19 protein-coding genes are annotated in these 22357 nt (G+C 69.5%); 7 read left to right on the forward strand and 12 right to left on the reverse strand.

The window, feature by feature from the left end; all coding sequences use genetic code 11:
* Nucleotides 1-2: 2 nt before the first annotated feature.
* Nucleotides 3-1502 (reverse strand): CoA-acylating methylmalonate-semialdehyde dehydrogenase, encoded by a 1500-nt coding sequence (locus tag ACIO52_RS19650; RefSeq protein ID WP_402645581.1) that lies wholly within the window; start codon nt 1500-1502, stop codon nt 3-5.
* Nucleotides 1503-1689: 187 nt separating this feature from the next.
* On the opposite strand from ACIO52_RS19650, the gene ACIO52_RS19655 reads away from it, so the two are divergent.
* From ACIO52_RS19655 to ACIO52_RS19665, 3 genes are all read left to right on the forward strand, one after another.
* Nucleotides 1690-2847: an acyl-CoA dehydrogenase family protein gene (locus tag ACIO52_RS19655; RefSeq protein ID WP_402645584.1), complete on the forward strand. Its 1158-nt coding sequence runs from the start codon at nt 1690-1692 to the stop codon at nt 2845-2847.
* Nucleotides 2848-2917: 70 nt separating this feature from the next.
* Complete coding sequence (gene pepN, locus ACIO52_RS19660; RefSeq protein ID WP_402645587.1) at nt 2918-5395, forward strand: aminopeptidase N; 2478 nt, start codon at nt 2918-2920, stop codon at nt 5393-5395.
* Between the two features lie 93 nt (nt 5396-5488).
* Nucleotides 5489-6175, forward strand: a complete 687-nt coding sequence (locus tag ACIO52_RS19665; protein WP_342800263.1) for a DNA alkylation repair protein — start codon at nt 5489-5491, stop codon at nt 6173-6175.
* A 28-nt stretch (nt 6176-6203) separates the two neighbouring features.
* Here the strand turns inward: ACIO52_RS19665 and ACIO52_RS19670 are convergent, their stop codons facing one another.
* Nucleotides 6204-7052, reverse strand: a complete 849-nt coding sequence (locus tag ACIO52_RS19670) for a TetR/AcrR family transcriptional regulator (protein ID WP_402645589.1) — start codon at nt 7050-7052, stop codon at nt 6204-6206.
* An 84-nt stretch (nt 7053-7136) separates the two neighbouring features.
* Between ACIO52_RS19670 and ACIO52_RS19675 the strand changes: the two genes are divergently transcribed.
* Nucleotides 7137-8804, forward strand: coding sequence for an FAD-binding dehydrogenase (locus ACIO52_RS19675; protein WP_402645592.1), 1668 nt, complete (start codon nt 7137-7139; stop codon nt 8802-8804).
* 62 nt (nt 8805-8866) lie between these two features.
* Here ACIO52_RS19675 and ACIO52_RS19680 read toward each other — a convergent pair whose 3' ends face one another.
* The 4 genes from ACIO52_RS19680 to ACIO52_RS19695 form a co-directional block, all read right to left on the reverse strand.
* Nucleotides 8867-9313: a hypothetical protein gene (locus tag ACIO52_RS19680; protein ID WP_218720359.1), complete on the reverse strand. Its 447-nt coding sequence runs from the start codon at nt 9311-9313 to the stop codon at nt 8867-8869.
* A 187-nt stretch (nt 9314-9500) separates the two neighbouring features.
* Entirely contained in the window at nt 9501-10127 is a 627-nt protein-coding gene (locus ACIO52_RS19685; protein WP_218720361.1) for a TetR/AcrR family transcriptional regulator, read from the reverse strand.
* A 10-nt stretch (nt 10128-10137) separates the two neighbouring features.
* Nucleotides 10138-11283, reverse strand: coding sequence for a saccharopine dehydrogenase family protein (locus ACIO52_RS19690; protein WP_402645595.1), 1146 nt, complete (start codon nt 11281-11283; stop codon nt 10138-10140).
* 8 nt (nt 11284-11291) lie between these two features.
* Nucleotides 11292-12338 (reverse strand): 2,4-dienoyl-CoA reductase, encoded by a 1047-nt coding sequence (locus ACIO52_RS19695; RefSeq protein WP_402645598.1) that lies wholly within the window; start codon nt 12336-12338, stop codon nt 11292-11294.
* Nucleotides 12339-12411: 73 nt separating this feature from the next.
* Between ACIO52_RS19695 and ACIO52_RS19700 the strand changes: the two genes are divergently transcribed.
* A complete protein-coding gene (locus ACIO52_RS19700) occupies nt 12412-12993 on the forward strand; it encodes a TetR/AcrR family transcriptional regulator (RefSeq protein ID WP_402645601.1) in 582 nt (193 codons plus the stop codon).
* 15 nt (nt 12994-13008) lie between these two features.
* Here ACIO52_RS19700 and ACIO52_RS19705 read toward each other — a convergent pair whose 3' ends face one another.
* Nucleotides 13009-14001, reverse strand: coding sequence for an NAD(P)H-quinone oxidoreductase (locus ACIO52_RS19705; protein ID WP_402645604.1), 993 nt, complete (start codon nt 13999-14001; stop codon nt 13009-13011).
* Between the two features lie 117 nt (nt 14002-14118).
* Complete coding sequence (locus tag ACIO52_RS19710) at nt 14119-15336, reverse strand: PucR family transcriptional regulator (RefSeq protein WP_402645607.1); 1218 nt, start codon at nt 15334-15336, stop codon at nt 14119-14121.
* 133 nt (nt 15337-15469) lie between these two features.
* Here ACIO52_RS19710 and ACIO52_RS19715 point away from each other — a divergent pair, with 133 nt between their 5' ends.
* Complete coding sequence (locus ACIO52_RS19715) at nt 15470-16804, forward strand: YhgE/Pip domain-containing protein (RefSeq protein ID WP_402645610.1); 1335 nt, start codon at nt 15470-15472, stop codon at nt 16802-16804.
* A gap of 74 nt (nt 16805-16878) precedes the next feature.
* Here the strand turns inward: ACIO52_RS19715 and ACIO52_RS19720 are convergent, their stop codons facing one another.
* The 4 genes from ACIO52_RS19720 to ACIO52_RS19735 form a co-directional block, all read right to left on the reverse strand.
* The gene (locus ACIO52_RS19720; protein ID WP_402645613.1) at nt 16879-18477 is read right to left on the reverse strand and encodes a succinic semialdehyde dehydrogenase; all 1599 of its coding nucleotides are present in this window, start codon (nt 18475-18477) and stop codon (nt 16879-16881) included.
* A gap of 72 nt (nt 18478-18549) precedes the next feature.
* Nucleotides 18550-19503, reverse strand: a complete 954-nt coding sequence (locus tag ACIO52_RS19725; protein WP_402645616.1) for an alpha/beta hydrolase — start codon at nt 19501-19503, stop codon at nt 18550-18552.
* Between the two features lie 32 nt (nt 19504-19535).
* The gene (locus ACIO52_RS19730) at nt 19536-20462 is read right to left on the reverse strand and encodes an acetoacetate decarboxylase family protein (protein ID WP_402645619.1); all 927 of its coding nucleotides are present in this window, start codon (nt 20460-20462) and stop codon (nt 19536-19538) included.
* A gap of 63 nt (nt 20463-20525) precedes the next feature.
* Complete coding sequence (locus ACIO52_RS19735; RefSeq protein WP_402645622.1) at nt 20526-21227, reverse strand: type 1 glutamine amidotransferase domain-containing protein; 702 nt, start codon at nt 21225-21227, stop codon at nt 20526-20528.
* Nucleotides 21228-21441: 214 nt separating this feature from the next.
* Here ACIO52_RS19735 and ACIO52_RS19740 point away from each other — a divergent pair, with 214 nt between their 5' ends.
* Nucleotides 21442-22275, forward strand: coding sequence for a serine aminopeptidase domain-containing protein (locus ACIO52_RS19740; RefSeq protein ID WP_402645625.1), 834 nt, complete (start codon nt 21442-21444; stop codon nt 22273-22275).
* Nucleotides 22276-22357: the final 82 nt, after the last annotated feature.

Below are 22357 nucleotides of genomic sequence, written 5' to 3' on the forward strand. Positions count from 1 at the left end.
GCTCAGTCCATCGTCGGGATGACGAAGGCGTTGGACTCCTTCAGCCCCGCGGGCCAGCGCTGGGTCACCGTCTTGGTCTTGGTGTAGAAGCGGATCGAGTCCGGGCCGTGCTGGTTGAGATCGCCGAAGCCCGACCGCTTCCAGCCACCGAAGGTGTAGTAGGCGATCGGCACCGGGATCGGCACGTTGATGCCGACCATGCCGACCTGCACGCGCGCGGCGAAGTCGCGGGCGGTGTCGCCGTCGCGGGTGAAGATGGCCACGCCGTTGCCGTACTCGTGCTCGTTGGCCAGGCGCAGACCCTCCTCGTAGTCCTCGGCGCGGACCACGGTCACCACGGGACCGAAGATCTCCTCCCGGTAGATCCGCATGTCGGCGGTGACCCTGTCGAACAGGCTCGCGCCGACGAAGTAGCCGTCCTCGGCGCCTTCGACGACCAGGCCGCGGCCGTCGACGACCAGCTCGGCGCCCTCGTCGACACCGATCTGGACGTAATTGTTCACCCGGTCCACGCCGTCGCGCCCCACCAGCGGGCCGAAGTCGGCGCCCGGGTCGTCGGAGCGGCCGACGTTGAGCTTGTGCACCCGCTCGGTCAGCTTCGCGACCAGCCGATCGGCGGTCTCCTCCCCCACCGGCACGGCCACCGAGATCGCCATGCAGCGCTCGCCCGCCGAGCCGTAACCCGCGCCGATCAGCTGGTCGGCGACATCGTCGAGGTCGGCGTCGGGCATGACGATCGCGTGGTTCTTGGCGCCGCCGAAGCACTGGGCACGCTTGCCGTTGGCGGTCGCGGTCTCGTAGATGTACTGCGCGATCGGGGTCGAGCCGACGAAGCCGACGGCCTTGATCCGCGGATCGTGCAGGATCGTGTCGACGGCTTCCTTGCCGCCGTTGACCACGTTGAACACCCCCGGCGGCAGACCCGCCTCGAGGAACAGCTCGGCCAGGCGCAGCGGCACCGACGGGTCGCGCTCGGAGGGTTTGAGCACGAAGGCGTTGCCACAGGCCAGCGCCGGACCGGCCTTCCACAGCGGAATCATGGCCGGGAAGTTGAACGGGGTGATGCCGGCGACGACGCCGAGCGGCTGCCGCATCGAGTACACGTCGATGCCGGTGCCCGCGCTCTCGGTGTACTCACCCTTGAGCAGGTGCGGGATGCCGATGGCGAACTCGATGACCTCGAGGCCACGCTGGATGTCGCCCTTGGCGTCGGCGATGGTCTTGCCGTGCTCGGACGACAGCAGGGCCGCCAGGCTGTCGATCTCGTCGTTGACCAGGGTCAGGAACTTCATCAGCACCCTGGCGCGCTTCTGCGGGTTGAACGCCGCCCACCCGGGCTGCGCGGCGGCCGCGTTGGCGATCACCGCCTCGACCTCGGCGGTGTTCGCCAGCGGAACCGTGGCCTGCACCTGCCCGGTGTTCGGATCGAACACCTCACCGAACGCGCCCGAGGCGCCCTTGACGTGCTGTCCGTCGATGAAGTGGGTGAGTTCGCGAACCATGCCAGTCCTTGTCGTGGGTCGGTGCGCCGGGGCGCAGGTGAAAGGAGCTCCAATAGTTGGATGTCCAATCAATTGATACCATGGCAGCACTATTGGCGGTTTGTCAACATCTGATCGTTCTATTGACAGAACGCCAACAACTGCTCACTCTGGTGCGCAGCCCATCGACATCAGGGAGAGGAACCCGATGACCACCGCCGAAACCGACCGCGGCACCGACGCCGAGTCGGAGCTGCAAGGCCTGTCCGAACTGGCCCGCACCTTCTTCGCGAACACCGTCGCGCCGCATCGTGAGGAGTTCGCCGCGCAGGGCTTCCCGAGCCGGGAGGTCTACCGGCAGGCCGGCGAACTCGGGCTGCTGTGCATGTCGATTCCCGAGGAATACGGCGGCGGCGGTGGCACTTTCGCCCACGAGGCCGTGCTGTTCACCGAGCAGGTCAAGGGCGGCGATTCCGCCATGCAGCTCGGCGTGCACACCGGCATCGTGCCGCACTACATCCTCGCCTACGCCTCGGAGGAGAACAAGAAGCGCTGGCTGCCCAAGCTCGCCTCCGGCGAGTGGATCGGCGCCATCGCCATGACCGAGCCCGGCACCGGCTCCGACCTGCAGAACATCGCCACCAAGGCGGTCAAGGACGGCGACGACTACGTCATCACCGGCGCCAAGACGTTCATCTCCAACGGCCGCAACTGCGACCTGCTGATCATCGCCGTCAAGACCGACCCGACCCAGGGCGCCAAGGGCGTGTCCCTGGTGGTCGCCGAGGTCGCCGACGATACCCCCGGCTTCGAGCGCGGCAGGCTGCTCAAAAAGATCGGCCAGAAGGGCCAGGACACCACCGAGCTGTTCTTCGACGGGCTGCGCGTGCCGCAGGCCAACCTGCTCGGCGCCGAGGGCGAGGGCTTCATCCAGCTCATGCAGCAGCTGCCCCAGGAGCGGCTGATCTGCGGCGTCGCGGCCGCCGCGGCGATCGAGGCCGCCGTCGCCGAGACGCTGGCCTATGTCAAGCAGCGCAACGCTTTCGGCAAGCCGCTGTTCGCCATGCAGAACACCCGCTTCGAGCTGGCCGAGTGCGCGACGATCGCCGAGGTGGTGCGCACCTTCGTCGACGCCGCGGTCGAGAAGCACTTGCGCGGCGCGCTGGACGTCAAGACCGCCGCGATGGTCAAGTACTGGACCACCGATCAGCAAACCCAGGTGATCGACCGTTGCGTCCAGCTCCACGGTGGCTACGGCTACATGGAGGAGTACCCGATCGCCCGGATGTGGGCCGACGGCCGCATCTCGCGCATCTACGCCGGCGCCAACGAGGTCATGAAAGACCTCATCGCCCGCTTCCTCTGACACCCGGAGCTGATCGAGCCCGTGACACCGACCGGCGGCGTCACGGGCCTCGGGCTGGCAGGATCGACGCGTGACTACCGCGAACCTGACCCGTTCCGAGACCGCCGCGCGATCGGCCGCGGTCACCGTCCGCGACTACCGCGTCGACCTCGACCTGTCCGGCGCCACCGACCACGCCGGGGACACCTTCGCCACCACGACCACCGTCGAGTTCGACGCGACCGTGGACGCAACCTGGCTCGACTTCCTCGGCGCCTCAGTCGAATCGGTGACGGTGAACGGGCAGGACGCAGCCGTCGACTACGACGGCGCCCGGCTCGTGATCGGCCATCTCGCCGAGACGAATACGGTCGTCGTGCGCGCCACGGGCCGGTACAGCCGCTCCGGAGAGGGCCTGCACCGATTCCTGGACCCGGCCGACGGCGCGACCTACCTCTACACCCAGTACGAGCCCGCCGACGCGCGTCGCGTGTTCGCGTGCTTCGAACAGCCGGACATGAAGGCGCCCTTCACCTTCGTGGTGACAGCGCCCCCCGGCTGGGAAGTGGTGTCGAACCGGCCGATCGCCGCGACCGAGGACGGCGAGTCCTGGCAACGGGTCGAGTTCTCCCCCACCCTGCCGATCTCCACCTACATCACCGCGATCGCGGCCGGTCCGTATCACCGCGTCCAATCCTCGTGGACGCGAGACGAACTCACGATCCCGCTCGGCGTCCTCTGCCGCGCCTCCCTGGCAGGCCACCTCGACGCCGACACGATCCTCGAGGTGACCGAGCAGGGCCTGGACTTCTTCGCCGAACACTTCGGCTACCCGTACCCCTGGGGCAAGTACGACCAGATCTTCGTGCCCGAATACAACCTCGGCGCCATGGAGAACCCCGGCCTGGTCACCTTCACCGAGGCCTACGTCTTCCGCGGCGCGGCCACCGCCGCCCAGTACGAGGGCCGGGCCAACACGATCCTGCACGAGATGGCGCACATGTGGTTCGGCGATCTCGTGACGATGGTGTGGTGGGACGACCTGTGGCTCAAGGAGTCCTTCGCCGACTACATGGGCGCGCTCGCCAGTGCCGAGGCCACCGAGTGGACCGACGCCTGGGTGGCCTTCGCCAATCGCCGGAAAGCGTGGGCGTATTCGCAGGACCAGCTCCCGACGACGCACCCGATCGTCGCCGATATCGGCGACCTCGAGGCCGCCAAACTCAACTTCGACGGCATCACCTACGCCAAGGGCGCCAGCGTACTCAAGCAGCTGGTCGCCTATGTCGGCCGCGAGGAGTTCTTCACCGGCGTGCGCCGGTACTTCCGCACGCACGCGTTCGGCAATACGACGTTGGCCGAGCTGCTGACCGAACTGTCCGCGGATTCGGGTCGCGATCTGGCCGGCTGGGCCCGGGCCTGGCTGCAGACGACCGGGATGTCGACGCTGACGCTCGACGGCGGCGAGATCGTGCAGACCGATCCGCGTCCGCATCGGCTCGACATCGGACTCTACGACTTCGACGTCGCCGGCGATCTGGTGCGCCGCGATCGGGTGGAGCTCGACATCGTCGCCGACCGGACGCCGCTCACCCTCGATCCCGCGCCGCTGCGCCTGCTCAACGAAGGCGATCTCACCTACGCCAAGGTCCGTCTCGACGCCGAATCGCTGGCCACCGTGGAACGGTCACTGGACCGGGTCACCGACCCGCTGGCCCGCGGATTGATCTGGTCGGCACTGTGGAACGCCGCGCGCGACGGCGAGCTCGAGGTCGAGCGGTATCTGCGGATGGCCCGCGATTTCGCGCCCGCCGAGTCGAACACCGCACTGCTCGCCGCGGTGCTGGCGAACGCGTCCTTCGCCATCGGCCACTACCTGCCCGCGGCGGACCGCGACCGATGGCGCGGTGACTGGCTCGAATCCTGCTGGGCCACCCTGCATTCGGCGGCACCGGGTTCCGGTGACCAGCTGGCCTGGGCGCGGGCCACCGCCACCGCCGCCACCGTCGACGGGCGCCGGGCCGCCGACATCCGGGGCATCCTCCTCGGGGCGACGCCCGCACCGGACGGTCTGGCCCTCGATCCCGACCTGCGCTGGCTGCTGTGGACCGCACTCGCCACCACGGGCGACGCCACCGAGGCCGACCTGGACACCGAACTCGCGAGCGACGGCACCGCCTCGGGCCGGACCGCGCACCGCCGGGCCCTGGCCGCCCGCCCGGAACCGGAGGTGAAGGCCGCCGACTGGGCCGCGGCGCTCGGCGACACCACGCTGACCAACGATCACCTCGACGCCGTCATCGACGGGTTCCGCGCGGGGCAGCGCCGTGATCTCATCGCCCGCTACGACGCCGAGTACTTCGCGGTGCTGCGGGAGGTCTGGGAGCAGCGCAGCATCGAGATCGCGCGGCGCATCGTCCTCGGCCTGTTCCCCGCCACCGACTCTCTCGACCAGGTCGACGCCTGGCTGGCCGCGAACGCCGACGCGCCGGGTGCGTTGCGCCGTTTGGTGGTCGAACAACGCGACCATCTCGCGCGCGATCTGCGAGTGCGCGCGGGCGGCCGGTAGCTCACGGTCCCGACCTCGCATACCGAGGTCGGGACCGCCGCCGCCCGACGTACGCTGGGTGCGCGGACGGACCGACCAGCGGAGGAGACAGGTGTGACGACGAGTTCGGCGCCCCGGACCACGGTGGACGAGGTGCTGGCCGAGCTGGCCACCTTGGCCGACCCGAAGATCCTCGCGGTCAACGAACGGCACGGCGACGATCATGCGGTCAACCTGACCAAGCTGCGCGCGGTGGCGAAGGCGCTCAAAACCCGGCACGAGCTAGCCGGTGACCTCTGGGCGACCGGCGACACCGCGGCCCGGCTCGTCGCGATCCTGATCAGCCGCCCCAAGGCCTACACCGCGGCCGAGCTCGACGCCATGCTGCGCGACGCCCGCGTCCCGAAGGTGCGCGATTGGCTCGTCAACTACATCGTGAAGAAGAATCCTCACGTCGAGGAACTGCGCACCCGCTGGTTCGCGGACCCCGACCCTGTCGTCGCCGCCGCGGGCTGGGCGCTGACCAGCGACCGCGTCGCGAAAACCCCCGACGGACTCGACCTCCCGCACCTGCTCGACCTCATCGAGCAGCAGATGAAGGACGCCCCGGACCGCCTCCAGTGGGCCATGAACGAATGTCTGGCGACCATCGGCATCCACCACCCCGACCTGCGCCCCCGCGCCATCACCATCGGCGAAACCCTCCGCGTCCTCGAGGACTACCCCACCCCGCCCCACTGCACCTCCCCCTACGCCCCGATCTGGATCACCGAAATGGTCCGCCGCCGCGCCCAGACCTAGTCGCGGGCAAACCCCACCAGAACTGGAATCACCCTGGTTCACTTAAGGCGTGATCCATCGCCACCTCAGCGCCACCCTGATCCTCACCGCCGCCGTCGTGACCGCCCTCGGCGCCCCGGCCGCCGCCCAGACGCCCTCCTCGGGCAGCGCCACCGGCTCGAGCGACGTACTGAACTCCGTCACCTGCCTGATCCTGAAGCCCACCTGGCCCTACGCCAACTGCCCCTGATCGTCGCAACCCGCCGGTCACCTCACCCGGCGGAGTCCCGGCCGTTCCGCCGAGACGAATGATCAAGCGGGACAGCCAGTCCCGGGCGGCGGGCTGGTCGTTGTCGAGCAGGAGCTGGACGGTGACGCCGTCGTAGGCGGCGACGACCGAGTGGGCGAGTTCGGCGATCGAGCCGAGTTCCGGGGGCACGGTGAATCCGCTCGCCGCGAGTTTGTCGGCGATGGCCGCGCGCAGCTGGGCGCGGTGGGTGATCAGCCGGGCGGCGATCTCAGGACGGCGGGCGGCATGGGTGAGGAAATCGGTCTTCACCAGGAGCCAGTCGCGGTCGAGGAGCAGGGTGGCCGCGAGGCGGTCGACGAACCCGCGCACGTCGGCGGGATCGTCGACCGCGGCCAGCGCGGCGCGCACCTGCTCGGTGATCAAGGTGGCGCGCTGGTCGTAGAGGACGAAGAACAGCTCCTCGAGGCTGTCGAACTGGGAGTAGAACGCACCCCGGGTGTATCCCGCCGCGCCGCACACGTCCTCGATGCGGACCAGCCCGAAACCCTTCTCGGCGAACACGGCGAACGCGGCCTCGAGCAGGCGTGCCCTGGTCTCGGCCCGGCGCCGGGTCACGCGGGGTGGCTTGGCCGTCTCGGTCGTGTTCACGGGTTGACGATACCTCTCCTCATCCGATGCATTAGCGTATCGGATACAGCAATGAAGCTTTTGTGGAGAGTGGAGGTAGTCCGGATGGATGCCGATGTCATCGTGGTCGGTGCGGGCCTGGCCGGTCTGGTCGCGACCCACGAGCTCACGCGCCGGGGCAAGCGCGTCCTGGTGGTCGACCAGGAGAACGCGGCCAACCTCGGCGGGCAGGCATTCTGGTCCTTCGGCGGGATCTTCCTGGTCGACAGTCCCGAGCAGCGCCGATTGGGCATCCGGGACTCGCTGGAGCTGGCCTGGAACGACTGGTCCGGCAGCGCCGGATTCGACCGGCTCGACGACGAGGACAGCTGGGCCGCCCGCTGGGCCCGCGCCTACGTCGAGTTCGCCGCGGGCGAGAAGCGTTCGTACCTCACCGATCTCGGTATCGGATTCGTGCCGTCGGTCGGCTGGGCCGAGCGCGGCGATCTGCGCGCCGACGGCCACGGCAACTCGGTCCCCCGCTTCCACGTGGCCTGGGGCACCGGCACCGGCGTGGTCGGGCCGTTCACCGAGTCCGCGCTGCGCGCCGCGGACCAGGGACTGGTGACCTTCCGGCATCGGCACCGCGTCGACGATCTGGTGTGCACCGACGGCGCGGTCACCGGCGTGCGCGGGGCGGTCCTGGCCGACGACGACGCCGACCGCGGCGCACCGTCCAACCGCGACGTGATCGGCGAGTTCGAATTCCGCGCCGCCGCGGTCGTGCTCGCCACGGGCGGCATCGGCGGCAACCACGAGACCGTCCGGCGACACTGGCCCACGCGCCTCGGCGCGCCGCCGGCGACCATGATCACGGGCGTGCCCGCCTATGTCGACGGGCGCATGCTCGACATCGCCGCCGACGCCGGTGTCCGGCTGGTCAACCGGGATCGCATGTGGCACTACACCGAAGGCATCCGCAACTGGAACCCGATCTGGCCCGAGCACGCGATCCGGATCCTGCCCGGTCCGTCGTCGTTGTGGTTCGACGCGCTGGGCCGGCGCCTGCCCGCTCCCTACCTGCCCGGCTACGACACCCTGGGCACGCTGCGCTACCTGCGCACCACCCCCGATCTGGCCGCGCACGACCATTCCTGGTTCGTCACCACGCAGCGGATCGTCGCCAAGGAGTTCGCGCTGTCGGGGTCGGAGCAGAATCCCGACATCACCGCGAAGAACCGGGTCGGCATGATCCGGGAGCGCGTCTTCAGCAAGGGTGCGCCCGCGCCGGTGGAGGCGTTCAAGGAGCACGGCGCGGACTGGGTGGTCGCCGACACTCTCGACGAGCTGGTCGCGAAGATGAACACGCTCACCGCGCAGCCCCTGCTCGACCCGAACCAACTCCGGGAGCAGATCGTCGCCCGGGATCTGCAGGTCGACAACGCCTTCAGCAAAGACGCCCAGATCCAAGGCATCCACAACTCGCGCCGCTACCTCGGCGACCGGATCACCCGCACCACCGCACCGCACCGCATCCTCGATCCGGCGGCCGGGCCGCTGATCGGCGTGAAACTCCATGTCCTGACGCGCAAGTCGCTCGGCGGCATCCAGACCGACCTCCACTCGCGGGCACTCGGCGCCGACGGCACCCCGATCCCTGGCCTGTTCGCGGCGGGTGAGGCCGCGGGCTTCGGCGGTGGCGGCGTGCACGGCTACAACGCCCTCGAGGGCACCTTCCTCGGCGGGTGCATCTTCTCCGGGCGGTCGGCGGGCCGGGCGGCCGCCGACGCCTGACAGCGAAACAGGCACGGCGCCTCCGAATTCCGGAGGCGCCGTGCCGCTACCGCGTCGGCCGATCAGGCGTCGCGCACCGCCGTGACGATCGCGACCACCGCCGCCGACAGCGCGGCGATCACGACTCCGGCGAGGACGACCGCCGCGCCGAAGATCGCGAACTGCGCCCAGCCCACCATGAGGGCGGCCACACCCAGGATCACCACGGCCGCGTCGACGACCACCGCGGCCAGCACGAGATCATCGCGGTCCAGCAGGCGCGGGGTCAGCGCGACGGTGGCCAGGCCCAGCAGGACCGATACCAGCCCGGCCGCGACGAAGACCGGAACGGCCATTCCGGTGCCGACGTCGGCTCCCAGGATCAGCGCGGCGAAGAGGACGATGCCGTACAGGACGCGAATCGCGCCCACTCCGCGCAGCGTCCACGAGGGCACATCGACGGGGGCTCCCCCGGTGGTGGAGGTCTGGGTCGCGTACGCCATGCGCACGGTTGCCACCTGGCTGGTCATATCCGCTCCTTCGACATTTTCACACCTGCGTGCAATTGCACGCTATTGTGAAAATACGCCCGGTGCACAAGCGTGTGCAAGCGGTCGTGGGGGGACTCACAGACCCCCGGCTGCGTGCCCGACAGCACACCCGGATCTCCTCGCGGACAGCGTGTTTCGAGGTGCGATCGCTGCCGCGAGACCGCGGTCAGTGCCGCGCGGCGATGTGCGCGATCTCGGCGGCCGCGCGGCGATCGACGCCCGTCGCGAGCAGGCACGCCAGGGCCGCGTCCCGCGCGGCGTCCGCATCGACCCACTCACCGTCGCTGTGCGCGTTCAGCAAGGCGAGCACCAGCGCCGTGAGTACCCTGGACACCGCCGCGGGCGGAAGGTGGTCGGCGAAGGTTCCGTCGGCTTGACCAGCGGCTATCAAGGTGACCAGGCGGGCGCGAACGGGCGCGAGCCGGTCGGTCATCCGCGCCCGCGACCCGGCTTCCTCCAGGCGGAGCAGCAGCTGGAACCCGTCACCGACGGCCCACAGCGCGACCGCCATATCGGCGATCGCCCTGGCGGGCGGTTGCGCGGTGTCGATACTGTCCAGCGCCCGATCGACCTGCTCGAAGGCTTCGTCGAGCATGCCGTCGATCAACGCTTCCCTGGTGGGGAAATGACCGTAGAGGGTGCGCCGGACCATGCCCGCGGCGGCGGCGATGTCTTCCATGCTCGCCAGCGGATTACGCAACAACTCGTCCCCGGCCACAGCGATGATCCGTCGCCGGTTGGCCAGTGCGCGCGGCCCGAGGCCTGCGGTGGTCGAGTGCGTCGTCGCAGTCACGTACGTCCTTTCACCCACCACCCTCCCACACCTGCGCAAAGGTGTGCAAAAGCCGCCGCGGGCTCACCGGTCGCAGCCCGATTTCGGCACACCCGGCCACGAACCGACCGAGCCCGAAAGCCTCGACGGGGCCGACGACCCCGGCGGTGCGCGGCGGCGTCGTCGCCAGCCGTTCGGCGGCCCAGGCCATCAGTTCACCGGTCAGGCTGTACGCGCTGGGGCCTTCGACGTGCACTTCGGCCAGCGGGCCGGGCGCACCGGAGGCGACGGCGACCACGTGCGTGCGGGTGCGGGCGCGTTCGACGGCGTCGGGACCGCCGGGCGGCCCGATCATCGGCCGGGTGAGGGCGTCGACGATCCGGCGACCGTGCGGAATTCGTATCATCACCGCCGTCGCCGCCGAGAGGACGACAAGGGGGCGGCTGAGCCTCGGGAACCAGCCGTTGTAGACGGTGACATCGTCCAGGGCGGGAAAGCCGGTGGGCAGGAACAGGACTTCGGTACCGGAGACGAGCGTGGCGTTCTTGCGCTTGCCACCGATGTCGAAACCGCGGACCCGGGATCCCGTGCGCTCCTCCACGAGTCGGCCCGCGCGCCGCCGCGCGGACGGCAGCGTCAGACCGTCGCGCAGCGTGGTGCGGGTGCCGTGGCTGAGCCCGCGCCGGAGCGAACCCGTCGCGAAGTACCCGATATCGACCGAGCGCAGCTCCGGTCCGGCCGTGCGGGCGGCGAGCGTGCCCGCGAGAATCCCGCAGACATAGTCGTAGCCGAACGCGGGCAGCATCAGCGCGCCGGTTTCGCGGGCCCGCTCGTGCACCTGCCGTCGCAGGTCCACGACGAATCCGACCTCGCCGGTGGAGTCGATGTAGTGCGCGCCGGCATCGGCGGCCGCGCGCGCGACGCCGTGGCCGAACCGCTCGAACGGGCCGACGGTGCTGATGAGCACGTCACCGCGGCGCACCAGGCGCGCGACGCTGTCCGCCTCGGTGACGTCGACGACGACAGTGGCGAGGCCGCCCGCGCGTTCGGCGATCGCGGCGAGGGCAGCGCCGTCACGTCCGGCGAGTACCGGTTCGAGGCCGCGGCGCAGCAGCGCGTCCAGGACGAGGCCGCCGGTGTAGCCGGTGACGCCGAGCAGGACGATCCGTCCGGTCATCGAGTTCCTCATCGGAACGCCGCCGCGATCGCCTGCCGCCGCTGCTTCGACGACAGCCACTGCGCGTAGCGGCGCAGGGCGCGCGACTGAACGCGCTGGTCGGCGAGCATCGCCAGGGTCGGGCTGATGTCGAGAGCCGGTGCGGAACCGGTAGCCATGCGGCGCATCTGGTAGCGGACCATCGCCATCTCGGTGGCCGAGGCGAGTGCCTTGTCGGTCCAGGTGACCGGCTTCATGGTCCGCGGCGCCTCGCGGCCCTCCCGCCAGCGGTGGGGCAGGTCGGGGGTGACGGCGAGAGCCGTCGCCATGCCGATCACCTCGACATTGTTGGCCAGGACGCGGTTCGCCGTCTCCTGACGGGAGATGCCGCCGGTCAGCATGAGCGGTAGCGCGCTGGTCCTGGCCAGGTCCGCCGCCAGTTCCAGGAAGTAGGCCTCGCGGGCGGCGGTGCGGCCGTCGGCCGGCCGGCCGGACATGGCCGGGCTCTCGTAGCTGCCACCGGACACCTCGACGAGGTCGACCCCGACCGAGGCGAGCATGCCGATCACCGTGTGGGCGTCGGCGGCGTCGAAACCGCCGCGCTGGAAGTCCGCGGAATTCAGCTTCACCGCCACCACGAAGGACGGCGCCACCACCGCGCGAATGCCACGCACGATCTCGAGCAGCAACCGGGCCCGGTTCTCGAGCGAGCCGCCCCACTGGTCGGTGCGATTGTTGACCAGCGGCGAGAGGAACTGCGACAGCAGATATCCGTGCGCGGCATGGACTTCCACGCCGTCGAAACCCGCCTGCTCGGCGCGCTGGGCCGTGGTGACGAAACGCGCGATGGTGTCCTCGATCTGCGCGGCGCTCATGGCCACCGGTCGACCGAATCGCTTGGAATGGCGGCCGAGATCTACCCCGATATCCGAGGGACCCCACACGACGCCGGGCATCCGCGCCTGCACCTGCCTGCCCGGGTGGCTGATCTGCATCCACATCGCCGCGCCCGCGGCCTTGCCCGCCCGCGTCGGGACTCGACATCGATGGCTCCTTTCGGGCACGCATATTGACACTGCTTACATTCGCGTGCGAGCGCCAACGGTAGGGGTAGATGTAAGCAATGTCAACACTTGCTAAATTGATCCCATGGCACAGTCGAACACCTCGTACCACCACGGCGATCTCCCCAGCGCGCTGGTGCGCGCCGCCGTGGAACTCCTCGAGGAGGACGGCGCGGCGGATCTGTCCCTCCGCGCGGCCGCCCGCCGGGCCGGGGTGTCCACGGCCGCGCCGTACCGCCACTTCGCCGATCGCGACGCACTGCTGTCGGCGGTAGCGGCCGTGGGCTACCGCGATCTGAGCGAACAGCTGGTGGCCGCCGGCCCGGCACCGAGCACGGCCGAGGACATGGCCGCGATCGCGGTCGCGTATGTCCGCTTCGCGCTGGCCCGGCCCGCACTGTTCCGGGTGATGTTCTCCGATCCCTGCGACCCGACCAGCCCGGAACGCGTGGCCGCCACGACCGCCATCCACGAGTACGTCAGAGCGATCGTGCGCCAGGTGTTCCCCGACGCCGACGAGGAATCCCTCGCGACCGCACTGTGGGCCCTGGTCCACGGCCTGGCGTTCCTCTACCTACACGGGAAGTTCGACGCCGAGACGCTCGAACAGCGCGTCCGCGCAACCGTTTTCGCGGTACTCGAACTCCCGGGCCCCGCCTCCGCCTGACCGGATCCGGCGGCGTCAGGGCTCGCGAATAGTGAGCAGTACCTTGCCTACGGTCTCGCCGGAGTCCAGCAGTGGATGCGCCCGGGCCGCGTCGACGACGGGCACCTCGGCGGAAACCACCGGGGCGACAGCACCTTCGGCGATCAGCGGCCACAGCTTCGCCCGCACGTCGGCGATGATCTCAGCTTTGGAGCCCGGCCCGACTTCGGGGCGACGGCGCAGGTTGGTCACATGGACCGATGCCCGCTTGAACAGCATCAAGCCGAGGTTCAATTCGGCGACGGCGCCGTCCTGCAGACCGATGATCGTGAGGTCGCCGCCTTCGGCGAGCGCTTCCACGTTCCGCGCCAGATAGCCGGCTCCCATGATGTCGAGAATGACGTCGGCACCGCCGTACTCCTCGGTCATCACCGTCACGAAATCGTCGTCGCGGTAGTTGATCAGGGTGTTCGCGCCGAGTTCCCGGCAGCGATCCAGCTTGAACGACGACCCCGCGGTCACGGCCACCCGCGCGCCGAGTGCGCGCCCGACCTGGATCGCGTGTGTGCCGATCCCGCTACCCCCACCGTGGATCAGCAGCGTCTGCCCCGCGCGCAGACCACCGGCCATCACGATGTTCGACCACACCGTGGCCGCGGCTTCGGGGAGGGCCGCGGCGGCGGTCAGGCTCACTCCGTCCGGGACCGGCAGCAGCTGGGTCGCCGGGACGTTGACGCGCTCGGCATAGCCACCACCCGCCAGCAGGGCGCACACCCGGTCACCGGGCTCCCACCCTTCCACGCCCGCGCCGATCGCGGCGATGACGCCGGAGACTTCGAGGCCGAGAATGTCACTGGCCCCCGGCGGCGGCGGATAGAAGCCCTGCCGCTGCATGATGTCGGCGCGATTCACGCCCGCGGCGACGACATCCACCGCCACTTCCCCCGGGCCGGGGGCGGGCAGGTCGTCGACCTGCGCCCACGTCATGACCTCCGGACCGCCGTAGCCGTCTAGCGTCACCGCGAACATCTGGGTTCCTTTCGGTCGACATCAATGTACACACTGCTAACATTACTCACCGGCGGGCTCGCGTCAACCTTCGAGACCGGCGTCACCGCGACCGCCACCCCGCGGCGCCGCGGCGGGCTACCCACCCCAGTGGTGCACCTCCAAGGCCGCCGCCACGGCGACCAGGTTGTCCGCCAAAGGTTTCGGCAACAACTCGTCGGCGCGGGCCAGCCGCCGGATGATCGTGTTGCGGTGAGTGAACAGACGCTGCGCGGTCCGCGAGGTGTTGCACAGTTCCTGGAGGTAGACGCGCACCGTCGTCACGGTTTCGGGGTCGGCGTGCCGTAGCTCGCCCAGGGTGTCGCGCACGAATTCGCCCGCGGGCGCGGGGTCGCGGGTCAGCAGGGCGACCAGCGCGATGTCGTCGAACCGGGCGACCTGCCGGGGCGAGGCCAGCCGGGCCAGCATCTGCTGGGCGCTCGACGCTTCGAGATGACTGCGCCGGAAGCCGTCGACGCCCCGTCCCGGCCTGCCGATCGCGATCCGGATCGCCGGTGAGGACGACACCGCCGACGCCAAGGCCGCCGCGTCGATATCGGCATCGGTGGGTAACCACACCCACAGCGCGTTCGCCCCCGCGATCACGGTCAGCCTGCGCAGCGCGCCGCCCTGTTCGACCAGGGCTTCGGCCGCGGCATCGAGATGGTCGGCGGCTTCCCCGGACGCGTCCCAGACGATCGCCGCGGTGTGCGGACCGGTGAGCCGATAGCCGAGTTGGGCCTCGGCGCGGGACTGCGTGATGGCCGCGCCTTCCAGCACCAGCGTGACCGCGGCCAGCCGTTCGGGGTGCGTCCCGCTGGTGAGCGAGCGCCGCTCGGCGTCCATGTGTTCACCGACCGCCTCGGCGATGTCGTCGACGTAGGTGCTGATCGACTGCACCGACAGATCCAGTAGTTCCTGCAGGTCGGCCGAATCGGCGGCCAGTTCGAAGCACAGCCGCATCCAGCGGCGCCAGGCCAGACTCTGCCCGGTCCGATAGGCGTTGAGGATCGACTTGTCCAGGCCGCGGCGCGCCATGTCCCTGGCACTGACGAGCAACTCCGGCGGCACCTCGGCCGCGACGCGTCGGCCGGGATGCGCCATGTTCGCGCTCGCCCACTGCCGCAGTACCGCGATGTTGCCCCGGCGCACCGCGGCGGCGAGCGCCGGATCCTCGGCGATCGGACGCATTCGGGCGCCACGCAGGGTCTCGGCGTGGTCGCCGAACCACGTGGCACCCGCCGCGAAGGCGCGCTCCGCGGCCCGCCGCCAGACGTCGGCGACCTCGGGCGACGGCATCGGCCACGTCGTGTTCATGTGAACACTATGCACCGTTCCGACCACATTTCTGAGGCATTCCGACCTCGCTCGGGCGGGTTGTGCGGAGGATCGTTGACCCCGGTCGCCCACCGGGTGATCGACCCGCAGACCTCGATCAGGAGTACCAACAATGAGCGTCGATTCAGCCGCCCCACCCACGGATCCGGCGGTGAGCCGATCCCGATCGCTGCGTTTCCGCTGGCTCATGCCGGTCGTCGTGGTGACGGTGTTCACCTCACTGCTCGGCCTGATGTATCTGGCCTACGTCGCGAAACCGGATCAGAACCTGCACGGCTACCCGATCGCGGTGGTCGACAGCGATGTCGGCGACACGATCGAGACACCGGGGCAGCGGACCACCGTCGACTACGGCGCGCAGGTCCTCGAGGCCGTCATCGCGAACACCCCGGCCGAGCAGTTCGACCTCCGGGTGCTCGGTATCGACGAGGCGCAGCAGCAGATGCAGGACGGCAAGGTCTACGGCCTCCTGATCATTCCGAGCGATTTCAGCAAGCGACTCGGTACGCTCGGGGTGGGCTCGGTGGTGCCCGGCGACCTCGAGCGGCCCACCATCACCATGCAGACCAACCCGCGCCTCGGACCGTTCAGCACCTCGGTGTCCACCCGCTTCGCCGAGCACACGATCGACGCCGTCAACGCGACGCTCGGGCGACAGCTGACCGATCGGGTGCAGCAACAGCTCGGTGACACCACCCCGCTCAGCGCCGCGACCAGGTTGACACTGGCCGAGCCGGTCCAGCCGGTCATCGAGGCCTATCACGGGATGCCCGAGGGATCCGGGCAGGGATTGACCGCGTTCTTCTACGCGCTGACCATACTGATCGGTGGCATGACCGGCGCGATGACCATCCACGCGGTCCTCGACTCGATGCTCGGCTTCGCGCCGACCGAGTACGGCCCGTTCTTCAGCCACTCCCCCACCGCGCCGATCTCGCGGCTGCGCACGCTGGCGATCAAGTGGGCGACGATGGGCGTCACCGCGGCGCTGAGTTCCGGCGCGCTCCTCGGCATCGGCACCGCGCTGGGCGTCCATGTCGATCGGCCGTTCGCGCTGCTGCTGTACAGCACATTCGCGATGACCGCGGTCGGCGTCACCGCGCTGACGATCATGGCGGCCGTCGGCTCGGTCGGCATCCTGGTCAATCTGATCCTCTTCGTCATCCTCGGCATGCCGTCGGCCGGCGGCACCATCCCGGTCGAGGCGACGCCCCGATTCTTCGGCGCGCTGGCCGAATTCGAGCCGCTGCGCCAGGTCTACCTCGCGGTCCGCTCACTGATGTACTTCGACGGCCACGCGGTCGCGGGCCTCGAGCGCGGATTCTGGATGACCGCCCTCGGATCGACGATCGGCCTGATCGCCGGCGTCCTGGTCACGTCCTTCTACGACCGGAAAGGCCTCACCCGGACCTCGCGCGTGCGCCCGACGGTCCCGGCGCTCGCCTGACCGATCCTCGACAGCGCCAACGCCTTCGGCCCGAGCGGACTCCGCCGCTCGGGCCGAAGGCCGCGCGTCGGGGCTCAGCGCACGCCGACCCGCTTCATCCCTTTCAGCAGGGTCGTCAGCGTGGTGGCCCACGCGCTCTGCGACAGACCCGCCGGTGCGTCGAAGCCCAGGAGTCGTTGGTGGGCAACGGTTTGCGCTTCGGTGTACTTCAACATCCCTTCAGCGCCGTGGCGACGGCCGAGACCGGAGTCACCCATGCCACCCATCGGGGCATCCACACTGCCCCACGCGGCGGCGTAGGCGTCGTTGACATTGACCGTGCCCGCGTGCACCCGGGCCGCGACCGCACGACCCTTGGCACCAGCACGGGTCCAGACACTGGCATTGAGGCCGTAGGCGGTGGCGTTGGCCCGCTCGATCGCCTCCTCGACGTCGGCGAAGGAGTAGATCGAAACGACGGGACCGAAGGTCTCGTTGTCGTAGAGCGTCATGTCGGGGGTGACGCCGGTGAGGATGGTCGGCTCATAGAACAGCGGCCCCAGATCGGGCCTGGCACGGCCACCGGCCAGCACCGTGGCACCCTTGGCGACCGCGTCCTCGACGTGCGCGGTCACGGTATCGAGCTGCGACTGGTTGGTCAGGCACCCGACATCGGTGCTGTAGTCGTAGGCCGCGCCCAGGGTCAGCGCCTCGGTCCGGGCGACGAACGCGGCCACGAATTCGTCGCGGATCGACTCGGCCACATACATCCGCTCGATGGACACGCACAGCTGCCCGGTCGAGGAGAAGCAGGCGGACACGGCGCCCGCGGCGGTGCGCGCGATGTCGGCGTCGTCGAGCACGATCATCGGGTTCTTGCCGCCGAGTTCCAGCGAGGCGCCGATCAGGCGTTCGCCGGCATCGCGGGCGATCGTGCGGCCACTGGCGGTGGAACCGGTGAACATCAGGTAGTCCGCGTTGTCCATCAGCGGCGTGCCGATGGAACCGCCACGCCCGACGACCATCTGCCACACCCCCTGCGGCAGCCCGGCTTCGCGCAGCAGGTCCAGTGCCCACAGCGCGGTCAGCGCGGTCTGGGTGTCGGGCTTCTGGACCACGGCGTTACCGGCCAGCAGCGCCGGAATGGCATCGCCCGCACCCATACTCAGCGGATAGTTCCACGGTGAGATGATCGCGACGACGCCCTTGGGATGACGAAGTTCGGTGGTGTGGGTGAGTACCGGGATCGCACCCCGGCGCCGTTTCGGGCCGAGCAGCTTCGCCGCGCTGCGGGCGTAATACCTGGTGGCGATCGCGATGTCGGTGACTTCCAGGAAAGCGTCACGCCGGGTCTTACCGTTCTCGGCCTGCATCAGGTCCAGGACCTCACGCTGACGTTCGAGCAGCAGATCATGGAACCGCAGCAAGATCGCCTTCCGTTCGGCGATCGGGGTGGCGGCCCACTCGGCCTGGGCAGCACGGGCGCGCACGAAGGCCGACTCCACGTCCGCGGCCGTGGAGACCGGCAGGGTCGCCAGCGGCGCCCCGGTGAAGGGAACGGTGGTGGTGACCTGCGCGGCGTCGGGCGCGGCCGCGATGTGCCCGGTCAGCCGCCGAATCACGGCCGGAGTCAGCGACGAAGGAAGACCCGCGCCACGATGGGCGGTGGGTACGGGTGCGTGGTCGAGGGACATGTGGGGCTCCATGGTGTCGACGCCACGACCTGCCGAGTTCGGCGCGTGCCCGAACTCGGCAGGCGGACGGAATCAGTGCAGTGCCGCGCGCAGAGTGTCCTGCGCCAGCTTGATGGCGGCGTTCGCCGCCCGCGTCGAGCGCATGGCGTTGATCATCACGAAGTCGTGGATGATCCCACCGAAACGCACCTGGGTGACCGGCACCCCGGCCGCGCGCAGCTTGGCCGCGTACGCTTCACCCTCGTCTCGCAGGACATCGGCTTCACCGGTGATCACCAATGCCGGTGGCAGACCGCGCAACTGGTCGACCGAGGCGCGCAGGGGGGAGGCGTAGATCTCGGCGCGCTGAGCGTCGTTGTCGGTGTACTGGTCCCAGAACCACCGCATCCCCTCGCGGGCGAGGAAGTAGTGCTCGGCGAACTGGTGATAGGACGCGGTGTCGAAATCGGCGTTGGTCACCGGATAGAACAGCACCTGCTGGGTGATGTGGACATCACCGCGTTCCTTGGCCATCAGCGTGAGGACGGCGGTCATGTTGCCGCCCACCGAATCACCCACCGCCGCGAAACGGGAAGCGTCCAAGCCCTTCTCGGCACCGTGCGCGACCACCCACTGAGCGGCGGCGTAGTTCTGCTCGATGGCGGTCGGATACTTCGCCTCGGGCGACAGGTCGTATTCCGGGAACACCACCGCGGCCTCGGCACCGACCGCGAGCTCGCGGACCAGCCGGTCGTGGGTGTGCGCGTTGCCGAAAACCCAGCCGGCGCCGTGGATGTAGAACACGACCGGAAGAGTGCCGGTCGTGCCCGCGGGTTTGACGATGCGGACCCGCACCGATCCCGTCGGCCCGCCCTCGACGGTGATCCATTCCTCATCGATCGCGGGTTTGCCCTCCTCGCTCGCCTGGACCTCGTCGACCGTCTTGCGACCTTCGGCGGGCGGCAGCTGGAACAGGAACGGTGGGGTGTCGGTGGCTTTCGCGAACTCCGCCGCCTCGGGCTCGAGAACCGGTTCGATCTCCGTCATCGTGCTCTCCTTCTGGTCGGGTGTTCGGACTATCAGCTGTCGCCGGAACGGCTCCGGAGGGAGGTCGGCACCGGCATGTGCAGGGCCAGTTGGCCTTTCGTCGTCACGTCGAGACGGACGGTCTTGATCGGTGCGAGCGAGCGCAGATCCTCGGACAGGCGTCCACGACCCAACCGCAGGTCGACGCCCCGCGGGAAGCTCGCGCTGCCCGTCGCGAGCAGGTTGATCTGACTCAGGGTCGAGAACCACGCGCCGTCCATGGCGGTGTAGGAGGTCAGCGACGAAACCCGGTCGCCGCTGCGGTATCTCTGCTGCGCGGGCGTGGGAACCGAGAGCGACAGATCGGTATCGCCGTTGTCGTCGGCGACCCGCGCGGTGGTACGAGTGGCATCGATATCGACCTCGACCTGGGTGACCCACTTCGGGAACCCGTAGCCGTCGTGCCCACGCACCTGGGCGATCTCGGTGCTCACCGGGAGCGCGAACACATAGGAATGGAGATGATCGCTGTCGAGGCCGGTCACGAGATCGGCGACGCCGAGCCGGCCGTGGCGCGCGGGCCGGACGGCGACGCCGACCCCGACCTCGGTGTAGAAGTCGATGTCGCACACGTCGTAGCGGAAGAACATCGCCGAGACCAGGCCGACGCCGGGCGCGACCTCCAGCGGCGCCAACTCGCGCGGTAGCCGGGCACGGATCGCCTTGGAGCGGGCGAGCATGGTGACCCGCGCGCTGGACATGCGGTAATAGAAGTTCGGGGTGTAGGTCTGCCCGATACGTGAATCGACCCGGGTCTTGGGAAGCCGCCGGAAGTAGTCGACGCCGCTCACCCTGGGATCGCGGGCGACCTCGTCGAGATCGGTCTGCATCCGATAGCGGTCGTAGAGGCCGCCTTCCGGCACGGTGACCACCCGGCCACCGAGTTCCACTTCGACTGTGCCCTGACGAGTCGCTGACATCGGCGTAGCTCCCTTGCTCGCGGTACTAGATGTAAGCGACGTTAACTTCGAATGTAAGCACTGTCAACGAGACAGGTCGGCGATCAGCCGATCCGCCAGCTCCGCCGACGATCCGGGGTTCTGCCCGGTATACAGATTGCCGTCGACGACGATGTAGGGCCGCAACGGAATCCGGCCCTTGGAATAGTCGACACCCAGCTCCTTCAGCCGGTCCTCGAGCAGCCACGGCGCCTTGCGCGCGAACCGGTTCAGCAGTTCCTCACGGTTGGACAGCCCGGTCATCCGGCGGCCGGCGAACGGCGAGACGCCGTCGGGCCCGGTCGCCGCCGTGATCGCGGCGGGCGCGTGACAGAGCAGGGCGAGCGGTCGACCGGATGCCAAGCGATCGGCGAGCAACGCACCGGAGGTCGCGTCGTAGGCCAGATCTTCCATCGGGCCGTGCCCACCGGGATAGAAGACGAGATCGAAGTCGCTCGCGTCGACGGTGTCGAGGGCGACCGGGGTCGCGAGCTCGTTCTGAATGCTGTCCAGATAGCGCTCGACCTCCCGCCGCTTCCACGGCATGCCACCCGCGATGCCCAGGCTCAACCGATCGAGGGTCGGCGCCTTTCCCCCCGGCGTCGCAAGGGTGATCTCCCAGCCGGCCCGGCTGAACGCCCGGTGCGGGACCGCGACTTCCTCCGCCCAATAGCCGGACGGATGCACAGTGCCATCGTTGAGCGTCCAGCGGTCGGCGGCGGTGATCACCATCAGAACCTTCGTCACAATTCCTCCTGATGCGGTCGTACGGAGACGGATGCGGCATCAGGCAGTCGGGGCCGGGGCGATCGCATGGCGGGCGGCGTCTCGCGCCTCTGGATCGTCGACGAAGAGCAGACCCACTGCCGAATGTTTTCGGCGCTTACATTAGTCTTCGTGCTGTCCGGCGTCAACGACGCCGTGGCCGCCGGAACGAGCCGATCCCCCGAGGAGAATCCCCATGACCAGGCCGAACGAGCGGAACGCAGGCGACGCCGACCCGGCTACGCCGCAGCCACCGATCATTGTGATCGCCCCGGCCATGGCGATCGGCTCTCGCTTCTACGCCCCGGTCGTCGCGGCGTTCGCCGAGCACGGCTGGAGCGCGCGAGCGCTGCCCCGGCGAGGATTCGAGCGGGGCGAGCCGCCCGCCGCGCGCGGGCACGACTGGTCGTATCAGGACGAGATCGACGTCATCGATCGGGCGGTGGCGGTCGCGCGCGCCGAAGCACCGGACCGACCGGTCCTCGTGCTCGGGCACAGCCTCGGCGCGCAGCTCGCCGCCGGTCTCGCGTTCACCCGGTCCGGCCCCGACGGTCTGGTCACCGTCGGCGGCTGTCTGCCGCACTACCGTCATTACCCACGGTTCGGGCTGGACATCGCCGTGATGGCGGCACTGGTACCGCCGCTGACCTCCGCGGTCGGCTACCTTCCGAAACCGGCCTTCGGCGCCCCCGGTCCCCGCACGATGATGCGGGAATGGGCCCGGATGGTGCTGACCGGCCGTACGCCGTTTCCGACACAGGGCACCATCGACACCGCGTCCCTGGTGATCTCGCTCGAAGGCGACACGCTGGCGCCGCACCGAGGTGTCGACGCGTTCGCCCGGGAGTTGTTCGCGCCCGATCGCGTCACCCGGTGGGACTATCGCACCGCCGAGGTTCCGGCCGGGGCGAGCAACGACCACATCCGCTGGGTGCGGACTCCGGGCCCGGTCGTCGACCGGGTCGTCGCCTGGTGGCAGGAGACCGCGGCGGCGACTGCTTCCGGGCCGACCGTGCGCGCCGCGACCTGAGGACACCCGGCGCTGATTGCGTCAGCACTTTCTGGGCAATCGCCGGACATGACCCGAATTCGCCGACCCGTCGCGGAGCGCT

It is taken from the genome of Nocardia sp. NPDC087230, from assembly GCF_044744725.1.
GTDB classification, from domain to species: Bacteria; Actinomycetota; Actinomycetes; order Mycobacteriales; family Mycobacteriaceae; genus Nocardia; species Nocardia canadensis.

Excerpts from the sequence above, each read along its gene's own strand:
- ACIO52_RS19690 (WP_402645595.1), bottom strand. The coding sequence starts at position 11,283 with ATGACCGGACGGATCGTCCTGCTCGGCGTCACCGGCTACACCGGCGGC.
- ACIO52_RS19655 (WP_402645584.1), top strand. The coding sequence starts at position 1,690 with ATGACCACCGCCGAAACCGACCGCGGCACCGACGCCGAGTCGGAGCTG.
- ACIO52_RS19725 (WP_402645616.1), bottom strand. The coding sequence starts at position 19,503 with ATGACGGAGATCGAACCGGTTCTCGAGCCCGAGGCGGCGGAGTTCGCG.
- ACIO52_RS19675 (WP_402645592.1), top strand. The coding sequence starts at position 7,137 with ATGGATGCCGATGTCATCGTGGTCGGTGCGGGCCTGGCCGGTCTGGTC.
- ACIO52_RS19720 (WP_402645613.1), bottom strand. The coding sequence starts at position 18,477 with ATGTCCCTCGACCACGCACCCGTACCCACCGCCCATCGTGGCGCGGGT.
- ACIO52_RS19705 (WP_402645604.1), bottom strand. The coding sequence starts at position 14,001 with ATGTTCGCGGTGACGCTAGACGGCTACGGCGGTCCGGAGGTCATGACG.
- ACIO52_RS19710 (WP_402645607.1), bottom strand. The coding sequence starts at position 15,336 with ATGAACACGACGTGGCCGATGCCGTCGCCCGAGGTCGCCGACGTCTGG.
- ACIO52_RS19680 (WP_218720359.1), bottom strand. The coding sequence starts at position 9,313 with ATGACCAGCCAGGTGGCAACCGTGCGCATGGCGTACGCGACCCAGACC.
- ACIO52_RS19700 (WP_402645601.1), top strand. The coding sequence starts at position 12,412 with ATGGCACAGTCGAACACCTCGTACCACCACGGCGATCTCCCCAGCGCG.
- ACIO52_RS19715 (WP_402645610.1), top strand. The coding sequence starts at position 15,470 with ATGAGCGTCGATTCAGCCGCCCCACCCACGGATCCGGCGGTGAGCCGA.
- ACIO52_RS19650 (WP_402645581.1), bottom strand. The coding sequence starts at position 1,502 with ATGGTTCGCGAACTCACCCACTTCATCGACGGACAGCACGTCAAGGGC.
- ACIO52_RS19730 (WP_402645619.1), bottom strand. The coding sequence starts at position 20,462 with ATGTCAGCGACTCGTCAGGGCACAGTCGAAGTGGAACTCGGTGGCCGG.
- ACIO52_RS19740 (WP_402645625.1), top strand. The coding sequence starts at position 21,442 with ATGACCAGGCCGAACGAGCGGAACGCAGGCGACGCCGACCCGGCTACG.